At 75.0% G+C, this 19,415-nt stretch carries 21 protein-coding genes and 1 pseudogene; 15 read left to right on the forward strand and 7 right to left on the reverse strand.

Translation table 11 applies throughout. The annotated features are described in order from the left end of the window. The first annotated feature begins 22 nt into the window (after positions 1 to 22). Complete coding sequence (locus VKV23_10020; protein ID HLI16373.1) at positions 23 to 1,522, forward strand: CCA tRNA nucleotidyltransferase; 1,500 nt, start codon at positions 23 to 25, stop codon at positions 1,520 to 1,522. Here the strand turns inward: VKV23_10020 and VKV23_10025 are convergent. Together VKV23_10025 and VKV23_10030 are read right to left on the reverse strand one after the other, a co-directional pair. Further along, on the reverse strand, positions 1,440 to 2,516 hold the full coding sequence (locus VKV23_10025) for an inositol-3-phosphate synthase (GenBank protein ID HLI16374.1): 1,077 nt from the start codon (positions 2,514 to 2,516) through the stop codon (positions 1,440 to 1,442). The genes VKV23_10020 and VKV23_10025 overlap by 83 nt on opposite strands. Further along, positions 2,513 to 3,241 carry a PadR family transcriptional regulator gene (locus VKV23_10030; GenBank protein ID HLI16375.1) on the reverse strand — a complete coding sequence of 243 codons (729 nt, stop codon included), beginning with the start codon at positions 3,239 to 3,241 and terminating at the stop codon, positions 2,513 to 2,515. The genes VKV23_10025 and VKV23_10030 overlap by 4 nt, the downstream gene beginning before the upstream one ends. Positions 3,242 to 3,340: 99 nt before the next feature. Between VKV23_10030 and VKV23_10035 the strand changes: the two genes are divergently transcribed. The 12 genes and pseudogenes from VKV23_10035 to VKV23_10090 all read left to right on the forward strand — a co-directional run bounded on the left by VKV23_10035 (position 3,341) and on the right by VKV23_10090 (position 13,027). After that, positions 3,341 to 3,763 (forward strand): DUF5318 family protein, encoded by a 423-nt coding sequence (locus tag VKV23_10035; protein HLI16376.1) that lies wholly within the window; start codon positions 3,341 to 3,343, stop codon positions 3,761 to 3,763. 50 nt (positions 3,764 to 3,813) lie between these two features. Further along, positions 3,814 to 4,674 (forward strand): 3-methyl-2-oxobutanoate hydroxymethyltransferase, encoded by an 861-nt coding sequence (panB, locus tag VKV23_10040; GenBank protein ID HLI16377.1) that lies wholly within the window; start codon positions 3,814 to 3,816, stop codon positions 4,672 to 4,674. A 161-nt stretch (positions 4,675 to 4,835) separates the two neighbouring features. Continuing rightward, positions 4,836 to 5,177 carry a 30S ribosomal protein S6 gene (gene rpsF / locus VKV23_10045; protein ID HLI16378.1) on the forward strand — a complete coding sequence of 114 codons (342 nt, stop codon included), beginning with the start codon at positions 4,836 to 4,838 and terminating at the stop codon, positions 5,175 to 5,177. 17 nt (positions 5,178 to 5,194) lie between these two features. Next, the gene (gene ssb, locus VKV23_10050; protein HLI16379.1) at positions 5,195 to 5,650 is read left to right on the forward strand and encodes a single-stranded DNA-binding protein; all 456 of its coding nucleotides are present in this window, start codon (positions 5,195 to 5,197) and stop codon (positions 5,648 to 5,650) included. Continuing rightward, positions 5,650 to 5,907, forward strand: a pseudogene (gene rpsR, locus VKV23_10055) (30S ribosomal protein S18). Before ssb ends, rpsR begins: the two are co-directional and overlap by 1 nt. Before the next feature lie 158 nt (positions 5,908 to 6,065). Then, positions 6,066 to 6,512 (forward strand): 50S ribosomal protein L9, encoded by a 447-nt coding sequence (gene rplI, locus VKV23_10060; protein HLI16380.1) that lies wholly within the window; start codon positions 6,066 to 6,068, stop codon positions 6,510 to 6,512. A 331-nt stretch (positions 6,513 to 6,843) separates the two neighbouring features. Next, complete coding sequence (dnaB, locus tag VKV23_10065; protein HLI16381.1) at positions 6,844 to 8,217, forward strand: replicative DNA helicase; 1,374 nt, start codon at positions 6,844 to 6,846, stop codon at positions 8,215 to 8,217. Positions 8,218 to 8,352: 135 nt separating this feature from the next. Then, positions 8,353 to 9,366, forward strand: coding sequence for a trypsin-like peptidase domain-containing protein (locus VKV23_10070; GenBank protein ID HLI16382.1), 1,014 nt, complete (start codon positions 8,353 to 8,355; stop codon positions 9,364 to 9,366). A gap of 111 nt (positions 9,367 to 9,477) precedes the next feature. Next, positions 9,478 to 9,984, forward strand: a complete 507-nt coding sequence (locus VKV23_10075) for a hypothetical protein (GenBank protein HLI16383.1) — start codon at positions 9,478 to 9,480, stop codon at positions 9,982 to 9,984. 610 nt (positions 9,985 to 10,594) lie between these two features. Beyond that, positions 10,595 to 10,762 (forward strand): hypothetical protein, encoded by a 168-nt coding sequence (locus VKV23_10080; GenBank protein HLI16384.1) that lies wholly within the window; start codon positions 10,595 to 10,597, stop codon positions 10,760 to 10,762. A gap of 67 nt (positions 10,763 to 10,829) precedes the next feature. After that, positions 10,830 to 11,537 (forward strand): response regulator transcription factor, encoded by a 708-nt coding sequence (locus tag VKV23_10085; protein HLI16385.1) that lies wholly within the window; start codon positions 10,830 to 10,832, stop codon positions 11,535 to 11,537. Between the two features lie 17 nt (positions 11,538 to 11,554). Continuing rightward, positions 11,555 to 13,027, forward strand: a complete 1,473-nt coding sequence (locus tag VKV23_10090; GenBank protein ID HLI16386.1) for a HAMP domain-containing sensor histidine kinase — start codon at positions 11,555 to 11,557, stop codon at positions 13,025 to 13,027. A gap of 31 nt (positions 13,028 to 13,058) precedes the next feature. Here the strand turns inward: VKV23_10090 and VKV23_10095 are convergent, their stop codons facing one another. The 5 genes from VKV23_10095 to VKV23_10115 all read right to left on the reverse strand — a co-directional run bounded on the left by VKV23_10095 (position 13,059) and on the right by VKV23_10115 (position 17,166). Beyond that, positions 13,059 to 14,024, reverse strand: coding sequence for a Ku protein (locus VKV23_10095; GenBank protein HLI16387.1), 966 nt, complete (start codon positions 14,022 to 14,024; stop codon positions 13,059 to 13,061). Between the two features lie 99 nt (positions 14,025 to 14,123). After that, positions 14,124 to 15,743 (reverse strand): LCP family protein, encoded by a 1,620-nt coding sequence (locus tag VKV23_10100; protein ID HLI16388.1) that lies wholly within the window; start codon positions 15,741 to 15,743, stop codon positions 14,124 to 14,126. 87 nt (positions 15,744 to 15,830) lie between these two features. Then, positions 15,831 to 16,106, reverse strand: a complete 276-nt coding sequence (locus VKV23_10105) for an acylphosphatase (GenBank protein ID HLI16389.1) — start codon at positions 16,104 to 16,106, stop codon at positions 15,831 to 15,833. Positions 16,107 to 16,171: 65 nt separating this feature from the next. Further along, entirely contained in the window at positions 16,172 to 16,465 is a 294-nt protein-coding gene (locus VKV23_10110; GenBank protein HLI16390.1) for a hypothetical protein, read from the reverse strand. Between the two features lie 464 nt (positions 16,466 to 16,929). Then, on the reverse strand, positions 16,930 to 17,166 hold the full coding sequence (locus tag VKV23_10115; protein HLI16391.1) for a hypothetical protein: 237 nt from the start codon (positions 17,164 to 17,166) through the stop codon (positions 16,930 to 16,932). Between the two features lie 168 nt (positions 17,167 to 17,334). Between VKV23_10115 and VKV23_10120 the strand changes: the two genes are divergently transcribed. Both VKV23_10120 and VKV23_10125 read left to right on the forward strand, forming a co-directional pair. After that, a complete protein-coding gene (locus tag VKV23_10120) occupies positions 17,335 to 18,705 on the forward strand; it encodes a ferredoxin reductase family protein (protein HLI16392.1) in 1,371 nt (456 codons plus the stop codon). A gap of 42 nt (positions 18,706 to 18,747) precedes the next feature. Then, positions 18,748 to 19,293 carry an FMN-binding protein gene (locus VKV23_10125; GenBank protein HLI16393.1) on the forward strand — a complete coding sequence of 182 codons (546 nt, stop codon included), beginning with the start codon at positions 18,748 to 18,750 and terminating at the stop codon, positions 19,291 to 19,293. Positions 19,294 to 19,415 lie beyond the last annotated feature (122 nt).

Raw genomic sequence — 19,415 nt, forward strand, 5'->3', positions numbered from 1 at the left:
TGGAGCACTACCCTCACGCGCCGTGATCCCCGAGCGCCTCCGCCCCTTCATCGAGGAGACCGCGCCCCTCGCCGAGCGCTTCGCGTCCGTCGGACGGCGCCTCTACCTCGTCGGCGGGACCGTCCGCGACGCGCTCGTCGGCCGCCCGGACGGCCTCGCCGTCGACGACGCCGACCTCGACCTCACGACCGACGCGCGTCCCGAGGAGGTCGAGGCGCTCCTGGCCGGCTGGGCGGACGCGGTGTGGCACCAGGGGCGGGCCTTCGGCACGATCGGGGCCGTGCGCCGGGGCCGGCGCGTCGAGATCACGACGCACCGCGCCGAGGTCTACACGCCCGAGTCTCGCAAGCCCGAGGTGCGCTTCGGGGACGACATCGTGGCGGACCTCGCGCGCCGCGACTTCACCGTCAACGCCATGGCGCTCAGGCTGCCCGATCTCGAGCTCATCGACCCGAGCGACGGGCTCTCGGACCTCGCCGCTCGGCGGCTGCGCACGCCCCTCGACCCGGAGGTGTCCTTCTCGGACGACCCGCTGCGGATGCTGCGCGCCGCGCGCTTCATCAGCGGCTACGGGCTCGTCCCCGACGAGGCGCTCGTCGAGGCGGTGCGCTCGCTGCGCCACCGGCTGGCCATCGTCTCGGCGGAGCGCATCCGCGACGAGCTCGACAAGCTCATCGTGCTGCCCGACCCGGCCCCGGGGCTCTGGTTCGTCGTGCGGACCGGGCTGGCCGAGGAGTTCCTCCCGGAGCTGCCCGCGCTCTCGCTCGAGCAGGACCCGGTGCACCGGCACAAGGACGTCCTCGCCCACACCATCGCCGTGGTGGGCAAGACCCGCCCGGATCGGATCCTCCGCCTGGCCGCCCTCCTCCACGACGTGGGCAAGCCGCGCACGCGCGCCATCGGGCCCGAGGGGGTGACCTTCCACCACCACGACGTCGTCGGCGCCCGCATGGCCCGCCAGCGCCTCACGGCGCTGCGCTACCCGAGCGACGAGGTCGACGCCGTCGCCCGCCTCGTCGAGCTGCACCTGCGGTTCCACACGTACAAGATGGGGTGGACCGACTCGGCGGTGCGCCGCTACGCGAGGGACGCGGGGGACCTCCTCGACCGGCTGAACGAGCTCACTCGGGCGGACTGCACGACGCGCAACCGCGCGAAGGCGCGCGAGCTCGAGCGCCGCATGGACGAGCTCGAGGCGCGGCTGGCGCAGCTTCGCGAGCAGGAGGCGCTCGACGCGATCCGTCCGGAGCTCAACGGGGACCAGGTGATGGCGCGCCTCGGCATCGGGCCGGGGCCCGCGGTCGGTCGGGCCCTCGCCTACCTGCTCGAGGTGCGGCTGGAGGAGGGCCTCCTCGGCGAGGAGGAGGCCGGACGTCGCCTGGATGCCTGGTGGCGCGCCTTCGGGGGCTCCCCCGACCGCCGGGGCGAGGCGCCGACCTCTAGGCCGGCCCGCCCGCGGCGAAGTCCTCGACGAGGCGGCGCGCCTCCTCGTCCCGGTACTGGACCGGGGGAGACTTCATGAAGTAGGCGGACGGCCCGAGCAGCGGCCCGCCGATGCCGCGGTCGAGGGCGATGCGCGCGCAGCGCAGGGCGTCGATGATCACGCCCGCGGAGTTCGGGGAGTCCCACACCTCGAGCTTCAGCTCGATGCTGAGCGGGACGTCGCCGAAGTTGCGGCCCTCGAGACGGAGGTAGGCCCACTTGCGGTCCTCGAGCCAGGCGACGTGGTCGGACGGTCCGATGTGCACCGAGTCACTGGCGATGCCGCGGGCGATCTGGCTCGTCACCGCCTGGGTCTTCGAGACCTTCTTCGACTCGAGGCGGTCGCGCTCGAGCATGTTCATGAAGTCCATGTTGCCGCCGACGTTGAGCTGGTAGGTGCGGTCGAGGACCGTGCCGCGGTCCTCGAGCAGTCGGGCGAGGACGCGGTGCACGATCGTGGCGCCGACCTGGCTCTTGATGTCGTCGCCCACGATCGGCACCCCGGCGTCGGCGAAGCGCTGCGCCCAGGCCGGGTCCGAGGCGATGAAGACGGGGATGGCGTTGACGAACGCGACGCCCGCCTCGAGGGCGGCGTTCGCGTAGTGCTTCTGCGCGGCCTCCGAGCCGACGGGGAGGTAGGCGACGAGGACCTCCGCCCCGCTGCGCCGCAGCACCGTCGCGACGTCGACCGGCTCCTCGGGCGACTCCTCGATCGCCCGGCGGTAGTAGGTGCCGAGCCCGTCGAGGGTCGGGCCGCGCTCCACGGCGACCCCGAGGGTCGGCACGTCCGCGAAGCGGATCGTGTTGTTCCGGCCGGCGTGGATCGCCTTGGCGAGGTCGAGGCCGACCTTGTCGGCGTCGACGTCGAAGGCCGCGACGAACTCGACGTCGGCGACGTGGTAGCCGCCGAGCACGACGTGCATCAGGCCGGGTACCGCCTCGCCGGGCTCGGCGTCGCGGTAGTACTCGACCCCCTGGACGAGCGCGCTCGCGCAGTTCCCGACGCCGGCGATGGCCACCTTGATCTTGCTCATGGACCGGTCCTTCCCTCCGTGCTCGTCGTGCCGGCGGCCGCTCGGACGCGGCCCCTGTCGTCGTCCGCCTCGGGTCCGGCGGCGGCCTCCTCGTCGCCGAGGGCCCGCCGCTCGGCAGCGAGGAGCCGCTCGATCCACGAGAGGTCGTTCGCCAGGCTCTCGGCGGCGTGCTCGGCGAGGGAGCGCTCGTAGGGGTCGAGCGGCGGTCCCTGCGCGGAGCGCGCCGCCCGCCGCAGCCGGTCCGCGAGCTGGATCCGCCGTCGCTCGAGCAGGCGGACGCGGGCCTGGGGGCTCAGGTGGCGGGCGAAGGCGAGGCGGAGCGAGAAGGCGCGCCCGTCGCTTCCGGCGTCGGGGTCCTCGAGGAGGCGGTCGAAGAGCTCCTCGCCCCGGGGGGTGATCTCGTAGACCTTGCGCGCCCGGGTGCTCCGTCCTCCCAGGGCCGCGGCGGCCCTCGCGGTGGCCCGGCGAGCGGCGAGCGCCGCGCGCTCGCCGGCCAGCGAACCGGTGAGCGCGAGCGAGGCCGCGACGCGTCCGCGGTCCTCCCTGGCGGGCTCGACGGCGACGGAGCGGAGCGCGCCGGCGGCCTCGAGCCGGGCGAGCGCCGGGTACAGCGAGCCGAAGGAGAGGTTCGAGAGGGGCCCGAAGCCGTCGCGCAGCCGCTTGCGCAGGTCGTAGCCGTGCATCGGTCGCTCCTTCAGGAGGCCGAGGATGGCGAGCTCGAGCACGGTGCAACGATAGCACGCATCGATGTATCGAAACGATATATCGCATCGGTCGCTGGCTCGGACCGGGTCGGCGGGAGCGGCGTCGGGTAGCCTGGCGCGGTGCCAACGGGGCCGGAGTCCTCGGCGAGATCCACCCAGGCGGTGCTCGGGCAGGTCGAGTACCGCCTGGCGCGGGACGCCGCGGTCCGTGCCTTCCACCGCGGCCGCCTGTCGCGCCTCGACGTCTGCGACGCGCAGCCGGAGCTGCTGCGCGTGGCCCGCAACCTCGGGCGACCGAGCTCGGCGGACTGCCCGATCTGCGGTGCCGCGAAGCTCGTGCACGTGTCCTTCGCCTTCGGCCCCGGCCTGCCGGCGAGCGGCCGTGCGATCTCGGGGCCGAGCGAGCTCGCCGCGCTCGCGGCGAGGCGTGGCGAGCTCGTCTTCTACGTCGTCGAGGTCTGCGTTGCGTGCTCGTGGAACCACCTCGTGCGCATGTTCGGCTCCTCGGCGGCCCGCCGGCGCGACCGGCTGCCACGGCGCTAGCCTTCGATCGCCGCCGGCAGCCGCCAGGCGCTGGACGGTGGAGGTTGGTCATGGCCACGAAGGTCACCGCACCCGCTCTCGCGGGGCGCAAGCGGCGGCTCGGCGCAGCGCCGATCGTCATGGTGACGGCGTACGACTTCCCCTCGGCCCGCATCGTCGACGGGGCGGGCGTGGACGCCATCCTCGTCGGGGACTCGCTCGCCAACGTCGTCCTCGGCCTGGACGACACGCTCTCGGTCGGCATCGACGAGATGGCGTACCACGTCGCCGCCGTCGCCCGGGCGCGCCCGAACGCCCTCGTCGTCGCCGACATGCCCTGGATGAGCTACCACGTCGGCACTGCCGACACCCTGCGCAACGCCGCCACCCTCATCCGCGCCGGCGCCGACGCCGTGAAGCTCGAGGGCGGCCGTCGCCGCCTCGACGTGCTCCGGGCCCTCCTCGACGCCGAGATCCCGGTGATGGGCCACCTCGGGCTGACCCCGCAGTCCGTGCGGGCGATGGGCGGCCTGCGCGTTCAGGCACGGGCGCCGCGCGAAGCCGCAGCCCTCGAGCTCGACGCCGAGGCCCTCGCCGCGGCCGGCTGCTTCGCCATCGTCCTCGAGGGGGTGCCCGACGTCGTGGCCCGGCGCGTCACGGAGGCGATCGAGGTCCCGACGATCGGCATCGGGGCGGGCGCGGCCTGCGACGGTCAGGTCCTCGTGCTCCACGACCTGCTCGGCCTGACCGAGTCGCCGCCGCGCTTCGTGCGGCGCTACGCCGAGCTCGCGCAGGCGGCTCGTCTGGCCGTCGCGGCCTACGCGGCGGACGTGCGCGCCGGCACCTTCCCCGCCGAGGCCGAGACCTACCACGCGCCGCCCGGCCTCGAGGAGGCTCTGGCGCGCGAGGCCGCCGATGGAGCGCCGCGGTAGGCGGGCCGGGAGCCGCGGCGCGACGCTCCGGGGGTGTTCCGGGGAGGCGGCCGCGGCGCAGGCTTCGGCTACGATGACCGCGCCACAGACCACCCCTGTCCCGGTGAACGAGCCGGGGCCCCGGTCGCACCGGCGCCGGGTCCGAAGGAGGTGAGCCGCCCGTGCGGCCCTACGAGATCGCGATCATCTTCGACGCCACGCTGGACGAGCAGGCCATCCGGGAGACGATCGAGCGCGTCGTCGAGCTCGTCAGCGCGCGCGGCGGCCGCCCCGGTCGCATCGACCGCTGGGGGCGTCGGCCGTTCGCCTACGAGATGAAGCACCGCAGCGAGGGTTACTACGTGTTCGTAGAGGTGAGCGCGCAGCCGGCGACCGTGGCCGAGGTCGACCGATTCCTCTCGCTCTCCGACGACGTGCTGCGCCACCGCGTCATCCGCCAGCCCGAGCACCGGGTCGCCCGTCCCGCCACCAGCCCGGAGCCCGAAGCGGCTCAGGCTCGCTAGTCCGATCGGAGGCAGCCATGTCGAACGGAAACACCGTGACGCTCGTCGGCAACGTGACGCGCGACCCGGAGCTGCGGTTCACCCCCTCTGGCCAGGCGACGGCCAGCTTCGGGCTCGCGGTGAACCGCCGCTGGCAGAACCGCCAGACCCAGGAGTGGGAGGAGGCGACGAGCTTCTTCGACGTCGTCTGCTGGCGTGAGATGGCCGAGAACGTGAGCGAGAGCCTGACGCGCGGCGCGCGCGTCATCGTCACCGGGCGGCTCGAGCAGCGCTCGTGGGAGACGCCCGAGGGCGAGAAGCGGTCGCGCATCGAGATCGTCGCCGACGAGCTCGGCCCGAGCCTGCGGTGGGCGACCGCGCAGGTCGTGAAGAACGAGCGCCGCGGTCCTGGCGGGGACGGCGCCGCCCAGGCGCGCCCGGCGCGCCACGCGCCCGAGCCCGCCTACGCGGCCGAGGACGAGGAGCCGTTCTGATGGCGCGCAGCAACGATCGCGACCGCTCGAGCCGCCGTGCCCCGAAGGACGCCGGGCGCAAGGTCAAGAAGAAGGTCTGCGTCTTCTGCAAGGAGCGGATCGCGCACGTCGAGTACAAGGACGTGAACCTGCTGAAGAAGTTCATGTCCGACCGCGGCAAGATCCGTGCCCGCCGGGTTTCGGGCAACTGCGCCCAGCACCAGCGAGCGGTGGCGGTCGCCATCAAGACCGCGCGAGAGCTCGCCCTCCTGCCGTACACCCAGCGCATGACGACCGAGCGCCCGGGCAGCCGCGCGAGGCGCGCCGCGTCCTCCGCTCCGCCGCCGGGTGCGGAGGCGCGCGAGGCGACTCCGGACGCCGCGGAGCTCGCGCCCGGAGGCGACGGGACGGCCGCGCTCGACGTCGGGGCCGACGCATGAGGGTCGTCCTCCGCTCGGACCTCGCCGGGCTCGGCCGGCGAGGGGACATCGTCGACGTCGCCGACGGCTACGCCCGCAACCACCTCGTCCCCTCCGGTCTCGCCATCGTGGCGAGCGACAAGATCGCCGCCCAGGCCGCCGCGATGCGCCGTCGACGCGACCTTCGCGACTCGAAGGAGCGCGAGGCGGCGGAGGCCATCGCGCAGCGCCTCGTGCCGATGACCTTCACGGTCGCGGCCCGCGCTGGCTCGGAGGGCCGCCTCTTCGGCTCGGTCACCGCGAGCGACGTGGTCGCGGCCGTCGCCTCCCAGGCCGGCGTCGAGCTCGATCGGCACAAGCTGGTCGCCTACGAGCCGGTGAAGACGCTGGGCGTCCACGAGGTGCGCGTGCGCCTCCACCCCGAGGTCGAGTTCGCCCTCACCGTGGAGGTCGTCCCCGCGTAGCGCCGCTCCCCGGCGTGGAGTCGCCGTGGGGCGCGCCGGACCTCGCGCCGTCGACGCGAGGAGCGGCCCTGCGGCGAGCCGCCGCCTCCCCGCCCACGGTCGCCGGCCCATCGAGCGACGGGACGGGTCGGAGTGCGACACCGGGCGCCTAGGTTGCGCCGCATGCGAGGGTGGCGCGCGCTCGGTGGGTCGGACCGCGAACCGCCCCGGCGCGCGCGAGAGGCCACAGGAACCTCGACGTCGTCCCCCCGTGCTCCACAGCCGGGCCCGCGATATCCAGAGGATCGGGCACTAGCCGCCAACAGGCGGCACGAGGCACCCTGAGCGGCCGATGCTCCAGCCGCTCGACGAGACCCGCCGGCGGGTCCGCCAGGTCGCCACGCAGGCCAACCCGAACCGCGTGCCGCCGCACAGCCTCGAGGCCGAGGAGTCGCTCCTCGGCGCGATGCTCCTCTCGCGCGACGCGATCGCGGTCGCGCTCGAGCGCTGCAGCGCGGCCGACTTCTACAAGCCCTCGCACGCCCAGATCTTCGCCGCGATCACCTCCCTCTACGCCCAGGGCGAGCCGGCCGACGCCGTGACGGTCGCCGAGGAGCTGCGTCGGGCCGGTTGTCTCGACGAGGTCGGCGGCGCCGCCGCGCTCGTCTCCCTCCAGTCGAACACGCCAGCGATCTCGAGCGCGCAGCGCTACGCGCGCATCGTCGAAGAGCACGCGCTCCTGCGCCGGCTGATCGGCGTCTCCCAGGAGATCGCCGAGATGAGCTACGGGCTGCCGGAGGACGTCGCCGGGGCCCTCGATCGGGCCGAGTCGATGATCTTCGAGGTCGCCCAGCGGCGCTCGGCGGACACGGTCGCCCCGCTCCAGGAGCTCCTGTCGCGCAGCCTCGACCGCCTCGAGGAGCTCTACGGGCGCAAGGAGACCATCACCGGGGTCCCGACGGGCTTCACCGACCTCGACGAGCAGCTGTCGGGGCTGCAGGCCTCCAACCTCGTCGTCGTCGGGGCACGGCCGTCCATGGGCAAGACCGCGTTCGCGCTCGGGCTGGCGGCGCACGCGGCGATCCAGGGGATCCCGGTGCTCTTCTTCTCCCTCGAGATGAGCCACCTCGAGATCGCCCAGCGCGTGCTGTGCGCGGAGGCACGCGTCGACGCCACGAGGATGCGCAACGGGCGCCTCCTCGAGGGCGACTGGCCGAAGATCAGCCACGCCATCGGCCGGATCGGCAACGCGCCGCTCTACATCGACGACAACCCGAACGTGACGGTGATGGACATCCGTGCGAAGGCGCGGCGCATGAAGAGCCGCGACGGCCTCGGCCTCGTCGTCGTCGACTACCTCCAGCTCATGACGGGCCGCTCGACGGCGGAGAACCGCCAGGTCGAGATCTCGGAGATCAGCCGGGGGCTCAAGATCCTCGCTCGCGAGCTCGAGATCCCCGTCGTGGCCCTGAGCCAGCTCTCCCGAGGCCTCGAGAGCAGGGCCGACAAGCGCCCGCTCCTCGCCGACCTGCGCGAGTCGGGAGCGATCGAGCAGGACGCCGACGTCGTGATGTTCATCTACCGCGACGAGGTGTACAACCCCGACACGACCGAGCGGGGCGCGGCGGAGGTGATCATCGCCAAGCACCGCAACGGTCCGACCGGTGTCGTGCACCTCGGCTTCGTCGGCAACTTCGCCCGGTTCGTCAACATGGCACGGGTCTGACCGTCGCGCGCCGCGGCAGCGGCCCGACGAGGCGCGTCAGCGCTTCACCAGCGACGGTCGACACGGCGACACAGCTGGCGCTCAGGTCGCTCCGGCATCGCGCTCAGGTCGGGACGTCATACTGCCCTCGAGGCCATGTGGACTCGCCGACTGCTCGCTCTGGCCGGGCTCTCCCTCGTGGCCGCGCCCTCGCCGGGGACCCGGCCGTCGAACGCCGCCGCCGTCGCGCGCGTCGACGCCGGCCTCGTGGACGTGCGCGTCGTCCTCGGCATGCTCGGCGAGCAGGGAGCGGCGACGGGCATGGTGCTCGCTGCCGACGGGGTGGTCGTGACGAACAACCACGTCGTGCGCGGCGCGACCTCGATCGTGGTCACCGACGTCGGCAACCACCGCACCTACCGGGCCACCGTCACCGGCTACGACATCCGCGACGACGTCGCGCTCCTCCGGCTCGTCGGGGCGCACGGCCTCGCCCGCGTACCGCTCGGCAGCTCGCAGCGCCTCCGCATCGGTGCGCCCGTCACGGCGGTTGGCAACGCCGGCGGTCGCGGCGGGGTCCCGCGCGCGGCGACCGGCGTGCTCACGACGCTGCACCGGACGATCACCGCCGAGGACGCCTTCGGCGGCTCGGAGCGGCTCGTCGCCGTCCTCGGGACGAGCGCCCCGTTGCAGCCGGGCGACTCGGGGGGCGCCCTCGTCTCGGCCGCTGGCAGGGTGATCGGAATGGACACCGCAGGCTCGACCGGTGCGCCGTCCGGCTCGGCCACCGTCGGCTACGCGCTGCCGATCAACCGCGTCCTGCGCATCGTCCGGGCCATCGAGGCGGGCCACCGCTCGGCGGCGATCCACGTCGGCCCGACCGCCTTCCTCGGCGTCGAGGCGGTCCAACGCCTCTACTTCGACGGGAGCGGGTGGGCGCAGGGTCCCGTCGTCGCCGCCGTCCTGCCCGGCACGCCCGCCGCGGCGGCCGGGCTCGTGCCCGGCGACGTCATCACCTCGCTCGGCGGCTCGGCCGTCTCGTCGGTCGCGGCGCTCACCGCCCGTCTCGTCGCGGCGGAGCCGGGCTCGTCGGTCGAGCTCGACTGGCTCACCCGCTCCGGCACCGCCCAGCACGCCGAGGTAACGCTCGCCAGCGGACCGGCGCAGTGAGGGCGGTCGACCGCCTCCGAGCATCTTCCCAGGTCCCGTCCAGCGTGGACGTAGCTCTCCCCTGCATCCTGGGAGGCGTCCACTCGAGGAGGCGAGACGGCAGGTGGACGAGTGAGCGCAGCTGAGCGTCCGCAGGACCCGCCCGCCGCGCCCGACGCGGTGGGGAGGGGCCAGCGCCGCGGCCGGCGAGTGCTCGGCGTGCTCGCGAGCCGCTGGGCCGGCTGGACGGCCGCCGGGCTGCTCGCCGGCGCGGTGACGGGGCTGTCGGTCGCGCTCGCCGGTGCGCCGAGCGGCCTGCCGACGACGCCCCCCGTCGCCCCCGGTGGGCCGGGCGTGGCACGGCCCGGCTTCGGCCCTCGCGCGGCCCGGCACGCGCCGGGCGCGCTCGGTCGGGTCGACGCGGTCTCGTCGTCCGGCTTCACGATGACGACGCGCCGGGGCGAGACCCTCACGGTGCTCGAGCGCCCCTCCACCGTCTTCCGGAGCGCTACGGGCGCCGCGTCGGCGTCGGCCGTCGCCGCCGGGGAGCTCGTCTACGTCCTCGGCGCGCGCTCGGGGGCGACGATCACGGCGCGCCTGGTCACCATCCTCCCCGTGACCGGCGGCGCGACCTACTGATCCTCGCTCGTGCGGACGGGGGCAGCCGACGGCGCCCTGGTGCTGTCGCCGGCGCGGCCCGGCGAGCGCCCGCCGACGACCCGTCGCGCCGGTGGCGCGGCGAGGCCGGGGACAGCTGCTGCGCACCAGGAGCGCCGAGGACGCGCACGAGCCGTGCGAGGTGATCGCGGCCTCGGGGAGCTCGAGGGTGTGGCGTTGGACCTGCGCTCCACGGAGGCCGTCGCCGTCGGCCTGCGGTCCGCCAGCGGCTCGAGGACCGGGTCAGACCTCACGCCCTCGCGCCCATCCTCGTGGCCGACGGCACGGTCCGACGCCGGCGGACCGAGACGGCCGCAGGGAGGAGGTGGCGAGCGAACCGGCGCGCGCCTCCGGGGAGCCTGGCGGGCGCCCTCGCTCGCGAGACGCAGGCGGGTGCGTCGGCCGGGTCACCGTCGACCTCCTCGCTACCCCGACGGCCAGTCGGCGCCGGGTGGCGAACGTCTCGGTGCGAGCGAGCCGAGGATCGCCGTGTCGCCGGAGCGTCGGCCACCGTGGACGACCCTCCAGCGCAGCGACCTGGCCCGACACGAGGAACGTCGGCTCGGGCTAGGCTCTCGCGGAGGAGGCGCGCATGGCGTCGAGGTCCCCGACCGGCCCGAGCAGCCCGGCCGACGACCAGGTGGCGCGCGACCACCTCGACTGGCTCGTGGACGAGCAGAGCCGCGAGTCGTTCCCGGCGAGCGACGCCCCGAGCACGTGGGCCGGGCGCGACCGGCCGCCGCCCGGCGGAGGCGCCTAGGCGCTCGCCGACCCCGCCGACAGGCAACCCACAGCCCGCCCACAGCAACAGCGGGCAGGATGGGAGCATGGAGCAGGCACCGACGCGTGTCCTCGTCGTCGACGACGAGGCGAACATCACCGATCTCGTCGCGACCGCCTTCCGCTACGAAGGCTTCGAGACCGACACCGCCGGCACCGGCCGCAAGGCGCTCGAGCGCGTCGCGAGCTTCCGCCCGCACCTCGTCGTGCTCGACGTCATGCTGCCGGACCTCGACGGCTTCGAGGTGGCGCGGCGCCTGCGCTCGGAGGGCCAGCGCGTCCCGATCGTCTTCCTGACCGCGCGTGACGCCACCGAGGACAAGGTGCGCGGCCTCACGCTCGGCGGCGACGACTACGTCACGAAGCCGTTCAGCCTCGAGGAGCTCCTCGCCCGAGCGCGCGCCGTGCTCCGCCGGGTGCTCGACGGCGGTGCCGCCTCCGCCCGGCTGACCTTCGCCGACCTCGAGCTCGACGAGGACACCCGCGAGGTCTTCCGCGGCTCCACCCCGATCGAGCTCACGCCGACGGAGTTCAAGCTCCTGCGCTACCTGATGCTGAACCCGCGCCGGGTCCTGTCGAAGGCGCAGATCCTCGACCACGTGTGGGAGTACGACTTCGGCGGGGACGCCAACGTCGTCGAGACCTACATCAGCTACCTGCGCAAGAAGATCGACACGCTCGGCCCCCCGCTCATCCACACGCTGCGGGGCGCCGGCTACAGCCTGCGGCTGCCGGTCGGCCACGGCTCGAGGTGAGCTCGCTCGCGTCCTCGGTGAGGCGGCGCCTCGCCGGCGCCTCGCTGCGGGCGCGCCTGCTCCTCGGCCTCGTCGTCGTCGCCGCGCTCGGCCTCGTCGTCGCCGACGTCGTCGTCTACAGCCAGATCCGCTCGTACCTCGCGGCCCAGATCGACCAGCAGCTGCACATCGCCGCGCCCCGCATCGCCTCCAGCGTCGCCTTCGGCGAGCCCGTCGACCTCTCGCACCTGCCCGTGGGCACCTACGTCGCCACCCTGTCGCAGTCGGGCCAGGTCGTCGCGTCGAGCAACCCGTCGGCGGCGAAGCTCACCGTCCCGGCCGCCGCGCTCGCACGCGCCGGCCCCCCGGGGATCTTCGCCGAGACGGACAGCCAGATCTTCACCGCGTTCGCCGGCGGCGCCGCCTACCGGGCGGTCGTGTTCCTCGCGCCCGCGCGGCTCGCCTTCGCCTACCCCGGTTCGGCCTTCGTCCTCGTCGCCATCCCGCTCAGCTCGATCAACGGCACGCTCGGCCGCCTCGTCGACGTCGACCTCGCGGTGTCGGCGGCCGTGCTCGCCGCGCTGGCAGCCCTCGGCTACCTCGTCGTGCGCGTCGGGATGCGCCCGCTCGCCGAGATCGAGCGGACGGCCGCCGCGATCGAGGCTGGCGACCTGTCCCGGCGAGTCCCGCACGACGACGCGCGCACCGAGGTCGGTCGGCTCGGGCGCACCTTCAACGCCATGCTCGGGCGCCTCGAGCACGCCTTCGCCGAGCAGCAGGCGTCCGAGCGCCGCCTGCGGCAGTTCCTGGCCGACGCCTCCCACGAGCTGCGGACGCCCGTCACCTCGATCCGCGGCTACGCCGAGCTGTTCCGCCGGGGCGCGGCGAGCCGGCCGGAGGACCTCGGGCGGGCGATGCGCCGGATCGAGGAGGAGGCGGCACGCATGGGCGGGCTCGTGGACGACCTCCTCCTCCTCGCCCGCCTCGACCAGGGGCGGCCGCTCGAGCGCACGCCCGTCGACCTCGGCCTCGTCGCCACCGACGCGGCGGCCGACGCCCAGGTGCTCGAGCCCGCCCGCCCCGTCACCGTCTCGGTCGACGGCCTCGTCGTCGTCGAAGGCGACGAGCAGCGGCTGCGACAGCTCGTCGGCAACCTCCTCCAGAACGCGCTGCGCCACACCCCCGCCGGCACGCCCGTCGAGGTGCGGGTGGAGCGGGCGGACGGGCGCGCCGTCCTCGTCGTCGCCGACGAGGGCCCCGGCATGGCGCCGGAGGATGCGGCGCGCGCCTTCGAGCGCTTCTACCGAGCCGATCGCTCGCGGGCTCGAGACAGCGGCGGGGCCGGGCTCGGGCTCGCCATCGTCGCCTCGATCGCCGAGGCGCACGGCGGCAGCGCCCGCCTCGACACCGCGCCGGGCCGCGGGACGAGGGTCGTCGTGGAGCTCCCGCTGCTCGTGCCCGCGAGCGGCGCGCCCGCACGGCCGGCGCCGGCGGCACCGCCGACGCGCTGAGCGCGGCTCCCGGCCGGCTCGGCGCGCCGGCTCACGAGACCTTCCTCGCGCGCCGGCGGCTGGCGGTGGCGCTCGCCACCGCCTCGACGAGCTGCTCCTTCGTCATCCTCGAGCGGCCCTCGATGCCGAGCTCGGCGGCGCGCGCCGCGAGGTCCGCCTTGCGCAGGGCGGCGAGCCCCTCGGTCGCTCGCTCGGCCCGAGGCCGCTCCCGCGCCGCGGGCGCGCCGGCGCGCACGCGCGCCAGGCTCGCCTCGAGCGCGTCCATGAGGTTGACGACGTTCGCCGCCGGCGGCGGCTCCGCCGTCACGACCGCACGGCCCTCCCGCTTCCGCTCGACGAGCTCCTCGACGCGTCGTCGGTAGGTGTCCTCGTAGCGCTCGGGCGACCACTCGCGGGTGAGCGACTCGATGAGGCGCAGGGCCGCCTCGAGCTCGCGTTCGGCGAGGCCGTCCGCCTCGGGCAGGTCGAGCTCGGCCGGGTCGCGCACCTCGTCGGCGAAGCGCAGCGTCTCGAGGGCGAGGGCCGCGCCGACGGAGCGGATCGCCACGAGGTACTGCCGTTCGCGCAGGACGAAGGTGCCGACGGCCGCCTTGTGCGATCGCGCGATCGCCTCGCGCAAGAGCGCGTAGGCGTGCGCCGCTACCTGGTGGCGCGGCGCGAGGTAGTAGGGGCGGACGAAGTAGACCGGGTCGATCTCGCCGAGGTCGACGAAGTCGGCGATGTCGATCGTCTCGGACCGCCCCGGCGCGACGGCCCGCAGCTCCTCGGGGGTGACGAGGACGTACTCCCCGCCGCCGAGGTCGTAGCCGCGCACGATGTCGGCGGCGTCGACCGCCTCGCCGGTCCGCTCGTTGACCTTGCGGTAGCGGATACGGTCCGAGGTGCCGCGCTGGAGCTGGTTGAAGCGGACGGCGCGGTCCTCGGTCGCCGGATGGAGGGCGACCGGCACGCTGACGAGGCCGAAGCTCAGGTAGCCGGTCCAGATCGCCCGTGGCATGGAGCCCTCCCGCGCGCCACTACCCACTCGCGAGGCCGCGCAGTCGCCGGCAGGCCGACGCCGCGGCTCGCCGGGCGCGCCCGGGCCGGTGCGCCCGGCCTAGCCGTGGCTCCCGGGCGGGCAGGCGCGCGGGTCGTACGGCGGGATGGGCGTGGCGGCCGACGTCGGCGGGTCGAGGCTCGACGTCGCCGCCTGCTCGGACGCGAGCCGGGCGGTCACCGCACCGCCGCGCGCCGCGGCCTGCCTGGCCCCCGGTCCGGGCAGCACGCCGAGGTCGCTCCCGGTGATCACCGTCACCGGCGCGCCGTTCGCCGTGGGTCCCAGGGCGAGCACGGCCGGGCCCGACAGCGAGGCGAGGACGCGCTCGGCCTTCGGGAGGTCCGACGGGGAGCGGTAGCGGACGGTCGTCTCCGAGATGGGCCCGACCGGGGCCTGGGAACCCGCGACCGTCGCCCGGAACCCGAGGGCGTCGAGGGCGCGCGTCGTGGCGGCGGCGGCGGCCGGCGAGCCGGTTCCGTCGACGACCGAGACCGAGATCGAGGACGGCTTCAGGCGCGAGCCGGGGAGCGGGGCGCCGAGGAAGGCGGCGATCGTCTGGCGGTCCTGCGGCTCGGCCGGGAAGACGACGTCGCCGTAGTCGTAGCCCTTGTAGTAGTAGGTGTTGGGGTCGATCATGACCGGCAGCGTGAGCTCCGGGACCTTCGAGATGTTCGCCGAGTGGAAGGCGAGCAGCAGGTGGAGCATCTCGTGGTAGCTGAAGGTCGACTCGACCGTGAGGTCCGGCGCGATCGCCGACAGCAGGGAGCTGTCCGTCGAGACGCTGCCGAGGCCCCGCCGGGCCACCTCGCTCGCGAGGACCTTCAGGAAGATGTGGTCCCGGATGATCCGGCCGAGGTCGCCCGAGCCGTCGTAGCCGCGCCAGGTGTGCGTCCGCGGGTCGTAGTCGTAGTACATGTGGCGCGCCCGGACCAGGGCGAGCGCCTCGAGGCCGCTGATGTGCACGCAGCCGGTGCGGTTGACGTAGAGGCCGGACTGCGCGTCGTACACCGTCGTCGGGAAGTACATGTCGATGCCGCCGAGGGCCGTCACGATGCCGGCGAAGGTGGCGAAGTTCAGCACGACGTAGTGGGTGATCGGGATCCCGAAGTCCTGCTGGATCGCCGCGACGAGCTGGCTCGGCCCGTCGGCGAGCGCGGCGTCGATCTTGTTGTAGAGGCCGCCCTGGCGTGCGTTGGGGACGAAGGTGTCCCGGGGGATCGAGAGCAGCGCGACGCGGTGGGTCGCCGGTTCGAGGCGCAGGATCATGACGACGTCGCTGTTGACGCCGTTGACGCCCTCTCGGCACTGCTGGACGAAGTTCTGGAGGTGCTTGGCGTTCGCCGGGACCGCGCACCTCGAGGTCGAACCGACGAGGAGGATGTTCTCCGTCCCACCCCGCCCGGAGGGGGTGAGGCCGCGCACCTCGACGCGGTGGATCTGGTGGAGCTGGTAGATGACGAAGCCGGCTGCGCTCCCCGCGATCGCCACGACGAGCAGGACGAGCGCGATCGCCCCCCGAGTCAGGCGGCGCCGGAGCTTCGAGCGGCGCGCCTTGGCGGCGCGACGCCTCGTGCGCCAGGAGGGCCTCGGTGCTGTCGGCGCCGGCTCGCCCGCGCCGGGCGCGCCGGGCGGTCCGGGAAGGCCGAGCTGCGCGCTCGAAGGGTCTCGTACGTCGGGCACGAGCGCCCAGGGTAGGCGACGCCGCCCGGCGCGAGGTGGCGCGACCGCACCCCGGCGCTCGGCGGGCGCCGCCGGCGCGAACGGCGGTCAGCGGACCTCGAAGCCCGTGACGCCGGTCGGCGGGACCGCCTCGCTCGTCACGCCCGCCACGCGAGCGCCGCGCGGCCCGCGCGCGCACCAGGCGACGAGCGCCTCCACGTCGCTCGGACTGCCCTCGAGCAGCGCCTCGACGCGTCCGTCGGCGAGGTTGCGCACCCACCCGGTGACCGAGCGGCGCTCGGCCTCGCGCCGCAGGCTGTGACGGAACCAGACCCCCTGGACCCGACCCGCGACGACGACGTGGCGAGCGACGGTCTCGGCCATCGGCTTCGATCGTAGGGGGGCGTCGCGCGCCGCCACGGGAGGCTCGGGCCGAGCGCCCGGCGCCGTCACCGGCGAGCAGGGCTCGCCGCGGGCGTGCGCCTCGCCCTTCGCAGGAAGCAGGCGTCGCCGCCGGGGCACGTGGCGGCCCGCCGGTGGGCGAGGGCGGCGCGCACGAGCGCGGCCTCGAGGTCGCGCACGTCGACGCCGGCCGATCCGGCGAGGGTGCGCAGCGCGCGCAGGCTCGGCCGGTCGCCGAGGATCCCGAGGTGCGAGGCCGCCCACGCGGCGCGCTCGTCGAGGGGGGGATCGGCACCGGGCCACCGGCCGCGCAGCTCTCGCAGGAAGACGCGGACGGTCACCGGCCCGAAGCCGGGGAGCTCGTCGAGCTCGGCCTCGAGCGCCTGGGGGTCGAAGCAGCGCTCGCCGAGGATCCCGATCCGCCCCTCGTAGCGGTCGGACAGCGCACGTGCCAGCGCGGCGAGGCGCGCGGCCGTGCGGAAGTCGTAGCGCGCGTAGCCGCCGCGGTCGAGGAGCTCGACGAGCTCGCCGGTCGGGCGCGCCTCGACGTCGGCGACCGTGGCGATGCCCGCGTCGCGAAGGACGGCGTAGGTGCGCTCTGCGGTCGTCGCCGGGATGCGGGTCCCGAAGAGCGCGGCGGCGAGGAGCCACCGCTCGACCTCGCTCTCGCCGTCGTCGAGGTCGATCCCGAGCTCGCGCGAGAAACGCCCCCCGAGGTCCTCGACGAGCGCTCGCGCGGCGCGAGCGGCGCGCGACGCCGTGGTCGCCCTCCGGCCTCAGACCCTCGTTCCCGAAGCGGCGGAGTTCACGACGCGCGCCGGGTGGGCGCGAGGCGGGGCCGGGCGTGCGACGGGTGGTCGCGCCAGGCGGCGAGGAACGCCTGGGCGTGCTCGTAGGCCTGCGCCGTCGTGGCGCCGCCGGCCAGGTCGCGCTGCGCGAGGGCCAGCGCCCGCTCGAGCGCTCCGGCCTCGCCGGGCGCCACCCGGCGAGCCGAGGACCGGATCGCCGCTGCGAGGATCGTGTCGAGGGCCATTGCGACCACCTCCGAGGTGAGGCTACGCGGGCGGCTCGCAGGCGGTCAGGGACGAAGGGCCCTTCGCAGCCGCGACCGGTGGGCACGAGCCGGCTCGTAGCATGGCGGCGCCGGCTCCCGACCTGGCGCTCAGGGAGATCCCAGCGAAGTCCCAGGATGACGCGACAAGATCGGACCGTGGCACCGCCTCTCGACGGCGCTCCGGCAGGCACCTGGGCGAGGCTGCAGCGGCGCCAGCTGCACGAGCGCGTCGTGGACGCCGGTGCGGCCCTCGTCGGCCTCGGGTTCGGGGCGACGCTCGGCCTCGCCGTGACGGCCGAGACCCCGGGGTCCATCGCCGCGCCCGGAGGGCTGCTCACGGCCGTCGGCCGCCTCGCCGGTCTGGCAGGCGCCTACCTCCTGCTCGTGATGGTCCTGCTGATGGCCCGGATCCCGGCCATCGAACGGGCGGTCGGCCAGGACCGCCTGGCGCGTTGGCACCGTCGCGTCGGGCTCTGGCCGCTCGCGCTCATCACCGTGCACGCGCTGTGCATCACCCTCGGCTACGCGCAGGCGGCGCGCACCGGCTTCTGGTCCCAAGTCTGGACCTTCCTCACCTCGTACCCCGACGTGCTCGCCGCGACGGTCGCCTTCGGCCTCCTCGTCCTCGTCGGCGTCGCGTCGGTGCGCTTCGTGCGCCGGCGGCTGCGCTACGAGACGTGGTGGGTCGTGCACCTCTACGTGTACCTCGCGCTCGCCCTCGCCTTCGCGCACCAGCTCGCGACCGGCGCCCCCTTCGTCGGCCACCCCCTCGCCCGCTGGGTCTGGTCGCTCGCGTGGGCGGCGACGGCGGGCGTCGCCCTCGCCTACCGCGTCGGCCTGCCGCTGTGGCGCAGCCTCTACCACCGCCTGCGCGTCGTCGGCGTGCAGGCCGAGGCGCCTGGCGTCGTCTCGATCGTCTGCGCCGGCAGGCACCTCGAGCGCCTGAAGGTCGAGGGCGGCCAGTTCTTCCTCTGGCGCTTCCTCGCGAGAGGCCTGTGGTGGCAGGCGCACCCCTACTCGCTCTCGGCGCTCCCGCGGCCGCCGTACCTGCGCGTCACCGTGCGCGCGCTCGGCGACCACTCCCGCTCGCTCGCGACCTTGGCACCCGGCACGCCCGTCGCCATCGAGGGCCCCTACGGCGTGTTCACCGGCGAGCGGCGCGTCGGCGAGCGGGTGCTGCTCGTCGGGGCGGGCGTCGGGGTGACGCCGCTGCGGGCCATCCTCGAGGACCTGCCCCCGACGGTCGACGTCGTGGTCCTGCTGCGGGCGACGCGGCGCGAGGACCTCCCGCTCCACGAGGAGCTCTCGCGCCTCGTCGAGGCGCGTCGGGGTGCCCTCCACGAGGTGATCGGGCCGCGCCAGGCGGTCCGCCTCGACGCGCGCGAGATCCGCCGCCTCGTGCCCGACGTCGTCCAGCGCGACGTCTACCTGTGCGGTCCGGAGCCACTCGTGGGGCGGCTGGAGAAGGCGCTGCACCGTCTCGGCGTGCGCGAGGACCGGGTCCACCGTGAGCGCTTCGCCTTCTGAGCAGCCGGGCGCGCCCGCCCGCTGCGAGGCCGGGAGGCGGCCGTGAGGCGCGCGCCCCTCGTCCTCGCCGCCACCGCCGCCGGCCTCGCGGCGGTGCTCGCCTTCCACACGAGGCCGGCGGCTCTCACCGTGCCGGGCGCGCTCGGGGCGGCACCGTCCTCGCCGTCCTCGTCCTCGTCCTCACCGGTCGCCTCGGGCGCGCCGCCGCGCCGGGGCGGGTCGGGCCCGGCGCCGCGCGGCACCGGTGCCCCGGCCGGGACCCCGGCCTCGACGACCCCGCCGACGAGCTCGACCGTCGCGCCGCAGGCCGTCCGCCACGCCACCGGCGCGGCCGTCGACTACTCCTACGGCGTGCTCTCCGTCGCGGTCACCGTCACGGGCCGGCGGATCACGAACGTGCGGATCGCGTCCCTCGACGACGGCGGGAACTTCCGCTCCCAGTTCATCGACGAGCAGGCGATCCCCATCCTCGAGCAGCAGGCGCTCCAGGCCCAGAGCGCCAACATCCAGGGCGTCTCGGGGGCGACCTACACGAGCGCCGGCTTCGCCCAGTCGCTCCAGTCGGCCCTCCGGAAGCTGGGCCTCTAGGTGCCGGGCCTGCGAGCGACGGACGTGGCGCCCGGACGGTGGGTGCGGCGGACCGAGCAGGTGATGGGCACCGTCGTGACCTTCGACGTCCGCCTCGCCGACGAGGCGCGCCGCGCCGACCT

This window comes from Acidimicrobiales bacterium (assembly GCA_035294085.1).
In the GTDB taxonomy this organism is placed as follows: Bacteria; Actinomycetota; Acidimicrobiia; order Acidimicrobiales; family Bog-793; genus DATGLP01.